The organism is Carboxylicivirga mesophila (assembly GCF_018271975.1).
GTDB lineage: Bacteria > Bacteroidota > Bacteroidia > Bacteroidales > Marinilabiliaceae > Carboxylicivirga > Carboxylicivirga mesophila.
On sequence record NZ_JAGUCN010000021.1, the window covers coordinates 110529 to 117543 of the forward strand.

A 7015-nucleotide genomic window follows, 5' to 3' on the forward strand; every position below is an offset into this window, starting at 1 on the left:
TTATAGACGATTTAATTGTTGAAGAGAGTGCCCTTGCGGCACTCTTTTTTTGTCCTGTTTATTGGGAAACAAACTATTTTGGAAGCATCCTGAATGATTTGGTCACATAAGCATTTGTGCAAGCTTTATTTTTGAACAAATACTAAATACCAACGAATATGAATCTTTTACGGAATACTGTTTTGATGATGATTGGGGCTACATTATCGCTGTTAGGCGCATGTAGTCATGGCACATCAAACTCGCATAACAAACAACAACCCAATGTACTGTTCATCATCACCGACGACCAGGGCTACGGTGATTTTAGTGCCTATGGTGGGGCAAGCGATGCACATACACCTCACCTCGATGAATTGGCTCAGAAAGGTATACGTTTTACCAATGCTTACGTATCCATGTCGGTTTGCAGTCCATCGCGTATGGCCATGCTAACTGGTCGGCAGCAGCAGCGTTGGGGCGTATATAATTTTGGTGCTCAACTGCCCGAAAGTGAAATTACCTTGGCTGAACAATTGAAGGAACAAGGCTACCAAACAGGTATGGTGGGTAAGTCGCATTACGGTCCGGTGAAGGGGCCCGGTGTACCAGAGTTCCCCACCTCACATGGCTTCGACTACTATTTTGGTAAGGAAGGTGGGACTATGGACTATCTGCGTCACAAGGCGGGCGATCGTGAGGGCTTTACTGAGAAGATGGCTAATCACCTGGGCATTGGTCCTTTCTGGGAGAATGACAAACAGGTTGATATGGAGGGCTATTCAACCGATATTATTCTCGATAAATCGCTTCAATACATAGAAGAGCATAAGCATCATCCGTTTTTCCTGATGGTTTCCTTTAATGCGGTTCACCTGTTCACGCATCAGATACCTGATGAGGATCTGAAGCTGATGGGCATCGACAAGGTGCCTGATTGGGATCCGGCAACCGGCGATTGGGACGAATACCTGGAGTGGTATGTCAACACTGTTAAGCCGCATACGCCACAGGGACGCCAACGTTACCTCTATCATCTAAATAAGCTGGATGATGCCATCGGGACCATCACCGCTAAGCTGAAAGACGAAGGATTGGATGAAAATACCATTGTGGTGTTTATATCCGATAATGGGGGTTCACCGCGCACTTATGCTGATAATACACCGCTCAAAGGGAATAAATACATTCTGGAAGAAGGCGGTATCAGGGTGCCATTTGTGTTGAGTTGGCCGGGGCATTTGCCACAAGGTAAGGTGTTCAATCAAACGGTAAGCGGCATGGATATTTTTCCAACACTGCACGCTGCTCTCGATATGCCCTTGCCGGCAAATACGGCGATGGACGGTGTAAACCTTATGCCGTACCTTTTAGGTAAGGATGACAGCAACCCACATGAATGGTTGTTCTGGACAGGTTTTCATTTAAAAGGAAAGCCGCGCACCTATGATGATCCTAATAGCGCTTTGGCCCGACACGATAAAACCTATTATGGCGATGAAACTGGCTGGGCTGTGCGTTACCAAAACTGGAAATTGAGATACTATGGTCGTGCCGATTCATATGGCTTGTTTGATCTGACCAATGACTATTCGGAGGAATATAATCTGGCAGCTGACCATCCTGAATTGGTTGAGCAGATGAAGCAACGCTTTTTTGAGTGGAACGAAAAGATTAAGGAAGATCACGTAAAATATGATCTACCTGAGTCAAGTGAATTTTAACCTGGATTATCGTATTAGAACTTCGTTATGAGCGTTAAAAATGCAATAAAACAAGGCTTTACTGAAATGAGGCATAGCATCGTTCTGGTGAGTTGAGGTAAAGCAACGGAGTGTTTTGTTTTGAAGCATTTTAAATGCGTAGTAGATTTTCTAATGCATATTGCGGGTTTATCAACTGACATGTATGTTTGATTTGTAACTCTAATGATGGTTTGAAAGCTGCTCTTTCTAGGGCAGCTTTTTTGTTGTTATGGTGGTTGAATGCTTACATCAGGCAAAAAGTGGATGGTACAGGTAGAATAAGGCAAGTGTACAATTGTATACATCATTTGTGACAAATTATGAGCATGTTACCAATAAGGCGTGTACGATTAGCACACCTATTGCGAACGTTTCAGCACATCCGGACAGGCCGTCTGACCTACTTTCGTTCCCAATCAATTCACTTAAATCTGATGATTATGAAAAAAAGTTTACTATTACTATTCACGGCATTGTTCCTGATTAATATTAATGGAAGAGCACAGGAGCAAGTTATTTTTTATCCTGATTTTCGTTATGATAATAACAGAGGTTTTACCAAACAAACAGTTTTGTTTGAAGGAACAGAAAAAAACAATATCTGGTATAGAGTATCTACCTTACCAGATGCAAGCCTGCTTGGGTATACGCGCGAAGGCGATCAAAAATCTTTAAAAGTAGTAGCTACTCCTGCTACTGTAGCTCCAAATCCGCCAGAAACAAAGTTTTATGCTACCGAAACCTATGCTGTAGTTGATGCTATAGATTTAAGTGGTTTCACTTCTGTTTATGATCTTCAGATGACATTTTTTAGTCTGAACCAATTTGGTAGAGGAGATGTGTCGAAGATGGAGGTAATACTTTCTACCGATTATGCAGGTGATGTAACTACTGCAACATGGACCGATGTAACTGGGTTACTTGATCAAATTGCAACAGGAGGAGCAGATTGGGTTAAGTCTACTTTAAGCTTGAATGATTATGCCGGCGAGGGTGCAGTGACCATTGCATTTAAATACACTTGTTCTAAAACAGCTGAGATTTCAGATACAGAACAATCAGCCACATGGAATATTGCCGAAGTACGTTTTACTGCTTCCCCCATTCAATTTGAAACAAAAACCAGTTGGCAGTTTGATGATGCGACTTCCTTTGAGATGATAAATATTGTTAGTACTAATGGTCAGGGATGGAAGCAGGTAAATGCTCTTCGTCCTGGATTGGTGAGTGATACCTATAAGTCTTTGCAGATGTCGGCAGTGTACGATGATGGCGGTACTAAGTATGTGTCACCAACTGAATCATGGGCTGTGCTAAATGCTGCTGATTATAGTGGTTACAGCAAACTTTATTTGTTCTTCTGGAACATTAGTCAGTACAAATTGGGTGGCGATTCTGATTTAAGCATCAAAATGTCAACCAACTATATTAAAAATGAAAATGATCAGGCTGGTGCTATTTCATCGGCAACATGGACTGATATCACCAGTAGCTTTAGTTTAGATAAAGCTTTAAAATATGATAGTGAGTGGATATGGAGTATTGGAGAAATTCCAGTTGACCAGTTGAATCCGAATATGACTATTGCATTTGTTTACAAAAGCACAGATACAGGTGTAGCAGATAATACAAATCGGGCTGCAACATGGCGAATTGGTGATGCAAAGATAGGTGGAGAGCAAATACCAAATAGTATTGACGATGAAAGTAAATTATCTGTTCAATATTTCTTCCCTAACCCTGTTTCAAACTCTTTGAATCTGTCAAATGAGGTGGCTTGGGTTGAGTTATATAATATTAATGGTAGCAAGGTTAAGAGCAAAGCTAATAGTTCAAATAATATGGATATCTCAGAACTTTCTTCAGGCATTTATATTCTCAAACTAAGCCTTAAGGATGGTTCAAATGTCACAACTAAATTAATCAAACGATAAATTAACAGAGCCCTGCACTAGCAGGGCTTTTCTCCCAAATCAGCCCAATTACCTTAAAAAGAATAATAGTTCAAACAGTATCTATGAAAGCACTCCTGTTTATTTTGTCATTCTGTATCACTGCCTCTTTGGGTGCTCAGAATTACCTTGGGCTTGAAGGCAATGTACCTGACAACTGGAATCCAAAAACCAACTTGTCCATATCATCGGCTCGCTATAAAATGGGCACTCAATCGATTAAATGGGAGTGGACACCGGGTAGTCAGATCGCCATTGATAACCCATCAGGTATGGCACAAGCTTGCCAAACCTATAAAGGAGGAATGATCCTTTGGATCTACAATGAAACAGCAAAGGATGGCGATCTGAAGTTTGAGTTTCTGACCAGTAATGCCGCCGTGCAATACTATTTTACCTACCACCTCAATTTTACAGGCTGGCGAGCCTGTTGGATCAGGTTCGATGAGGATATGATGGGCTCTAAATCCAGTAAGAACCTGACTTCTATGCGTATCAAAGCGCCTTCAACCTCCACAGGTGGCGTTCTCTATTTTGATCGTATGCGCTTTCCTGCTACCCGTATCAATGATAGGGTAACACCTGATGCGCAACTGTCTTATATCAATCCGGATATGAATGCCAACCATTGGGCTGCCTTGTGGCATTGGCACAGCACTTACTCCTATGAGTTAGAATTACCGACCAACCTTACCAATGAAGAAATAGTAACTTTTGCCAATATCCGCGAACGAATTACTGCTAACATCGCAGGAAGTGCCCCATCAGCCAGTCGTGTGACAGCCATCCGAAATCAGTATGCTGCACTCAATATTCAACGCAATGGAAGCAATATTACAGGTGTTGCCTTTGTGTCGGCTGACGAATACGTGTCTGCCAACGGCGATAAGCGTTTTAACGATCTGGATAACCTCATGTATGATATGGCAAAAGCCTGGTATCATAATAAGGAACAGGGCTTTGATGTCATGTTTTGTGATATACTGGATTGGTTATACGACCAGGGACTAACAGTAGGAAGTGGTATGGGTACCAACCATCACTACGGCTATTATTTCCGCGGGTTTCCCAAAGCCATTTGGTTGATGAAGGATGCACTCGTTGCCCAAGGGAAGTTTCAGGAAGCCTTCGAAATGATCCAGTACTGGACAGGTGTGCCTGAAGTACGTCAGTTACCACAAGTTGATAACTTCCAGGGGCTAGTAGATGCCTGGAATACCATCATACCCGGCCGATTAACGGCCATAATGCTGCGAGATGATTCGCCTGAACTGGCTCGCGACATGCAGGCGTTTACCAACTGGATGGATGGCGTGATGCAATACAGTGTTGGCACCATTGGCGGGTTTAAACCCGATGGCTCTGGTTTTCATCACGGTATGTTGTATGCTGGCTATATGAATGGTGGTTATGCAGGATTAGGAGAGGTGTTAAATTATGTGGGCAATACCATCTATAATTTATCGGCAGAGTCTAGAGAGCGTTTCAAAAAGGCATTGATGGTGCATGCCGGGTATGCCAACTATCGCTCTTTTGTTAATAGTGTTTGTGGTCGTAATCCAATGAATCAGGAATTGGGCACAGGTGCCATTAATGCCTTTGCCTACCTGGCTAAAGCTACTGAACCCATTGATGTGGAATGTGCTGCGGAATACATGCGATTGACTAAATACAAGAAAGAACTGTATGATGAGTTTGCAGCGCAGGGTATTACACCGGCAGCTGCCCCAACAGGTAATATAAGTGTTAATTATGGGGCATTGAATATTCACCGCCGTGATAACTGGTTGGTGGCTATCAAAGGATTCAATAATATCGTAACCGGAACAGAGATATATACCAGCAACAACCGTTATGGGCGTTATCAAAGCTATGGTACGGTTCAGATACTTGGTTCAGGCCAACCAGTGACTGCGTCACAAAGTGGCTTTGAGCTGGCAGGATGGGATTGGAATCGTTTTCCAGGGGCTACCACCATTCATTTGCCCTACGAAGCCCTTAATTATGCAGGAGGTAACATCAACGAACGTTCAAAAAACTCAAGCTTTGCCGGAGCCTGCTCGCTTGATGGTAATGGTGTTTTTGGTATGATACTCGATGAAAATGATTACACCAATTATACTGATGATTTTGTAGCACGTAAGTCTGTTTTTGCTTTTGATAACCGCATTATCTGCCTCGGAAGTAATATTTCCAACAGTAATGATCAGTACCATACCGAAACAACACTGTTTCAAAATGCACTATCAGTACCATCTGACAATATTATCGTGGATGGGTCAGTAATAGGGCAGTTTCCTTATAGCCAGCAACAGAATGCTACCGAAGCCATCACTCTGATGGATGCTAAAGGTAATGGGTATTTCATTCCGCAAGGCAACATACATGTGATGAAGAGTAACCAGGAATCGCGTGATAACAAAAACAAAGCTGTTAACTACGGGGATTATGCCACAGCCTGGTTAGACCATGGAGCCGCACCTTCTGATGCAAGCTATGAATATGCCATTCTTGTGCAAAGCAGCAGTGACGAGCTCGATAGTTTTAAACTGGATATGGATTCGGAGAGCCAACCTTATCAGGTACTTCGTAAAGACGAGGTGGCACATATAGTTTATGACAGAGCGTCAGCATCAACAGGGTATGTCATGTTCGAGGCCAATACAGATATTGAGTCAGCACACATTGTCAACAGCTCATATCCTTGCATCATGGTGGTTAATGATCAAAGTGAAGAAGTGATTAAGCTGGCTTTTTCTGATCCTTCTATTCATATGGAAGCGCCCACAACACTTATAGGTACTGCAATAGCTGAGGAAAGGCTGGTGCAGGTGAAACTAAATGGGCATTTTAAATTGCAAGCCTCCAGTGATAAATGCCGATTAGTTGAACAGGGACAAGACTACACCATCCTTGAGTTTACTTCTATTCATGGCTTATCTGTCGAGGTAGAACTAATTCGGAATCCTGCATCTACTAATGCAGATGGTCCCCGGGACAATCAGGTGAAAATATTCCCTAATCCGGTGCATAGTTTTCTCAACTATAGCGGTCCGGCCGGCTTGCAGCGGGTAACAATACTGACACTCGATGGTAAACATCTGTTGCAAGGCCAGCCAGGTAAGCCTATTTACGTTGGGAATCTTTCTGCAGGCGTGTACCTGATGCAATTAAATTATCAGGACAGGGATGAGTTAGTCCGCTTTGTAAAAGCTTAACAAGAACTGAAATAATAGTATCAAATATGACCAAAAAAGTAATCACTTTCGGAGAGATAATGCTCCGTTTGTCAACGCCTGGTTACCAGCGTTTTTCACAGGCAAGCGAGTTTGAAGTATG

The 7015-nt window shown here is 42.7% G+C and carries 3 protein-coding genes; all 3 read left to right on the forward strand.

The window, feature by feature from the left end:
* Positions 1 to 158 precede the first annotated feature (158 nt).
* The 3 genes from KEM09_RS16885 (at position 159) to KEM09_RS16895 (ending at position 6894) form a co-directional block, all read left to right on the forward strand.
* The gene (locus KEM09_RS16885) at positions 159 to 1703 is read left to right on the forward strand and encodes a sulfatase family protein (RefSeq protein ID WP_212230061.1); all 1545 of its coding nucleotides are present in this window, start codon (positions 159 to 161) and stop codon (positions 1701 to 1703) included.
* A gap of 461 nt (positions 1704 to 2164) precedes the next feature.
* A complete protein-coding gene (locus KEM09_RS16890; protein ID WP_212230063.1) occupies positions 2165 to 3658 on the forward strand; it encodes a T9SS type A sorting domain-containing protein in 1494 nt (497 codons plus the stop codon).
* Between the two features lie 83 nt (positions 3659 to 3741).
* Positions 3742 to 6894 (forward strand): chondroitinase family polysaccharide lyase, encoded by a 3153-nt coding sequence (locus tag KEM09_RS16895; protein WP_212230064.1) that lies wholly within the window; start codon positions 3742 to 3744, stop codon positions 6892 to 6894.
* Positions 6895 to 7015 lie beyond the last annotated feature (121 nt).

Excerpts from the sequence above, each read along its gene's own strand:
- KEM09_RS16885 (WP_212230061.1), top strand. The coding sequence starts at position 159 with ATGAATCTTTTACGGAATACTGTTTTGATGATGATTGGGGCTACATTA.
- KEM09_RS16890 (WP_212230063.1), top strand. The coding sequence starts at position 2,165 with ATGAAAAAAAGTTTACTATTACTATTCACGGCATTGTTCCTGATTAAT.
- KEM09_RS16895 (WP_212230064.1), top strand. The coding sequence starts at position 3,742 with ATGAAAGCACTCCTGTTTATTTTGTCATTCTGTATCACTGCCTCTTTG.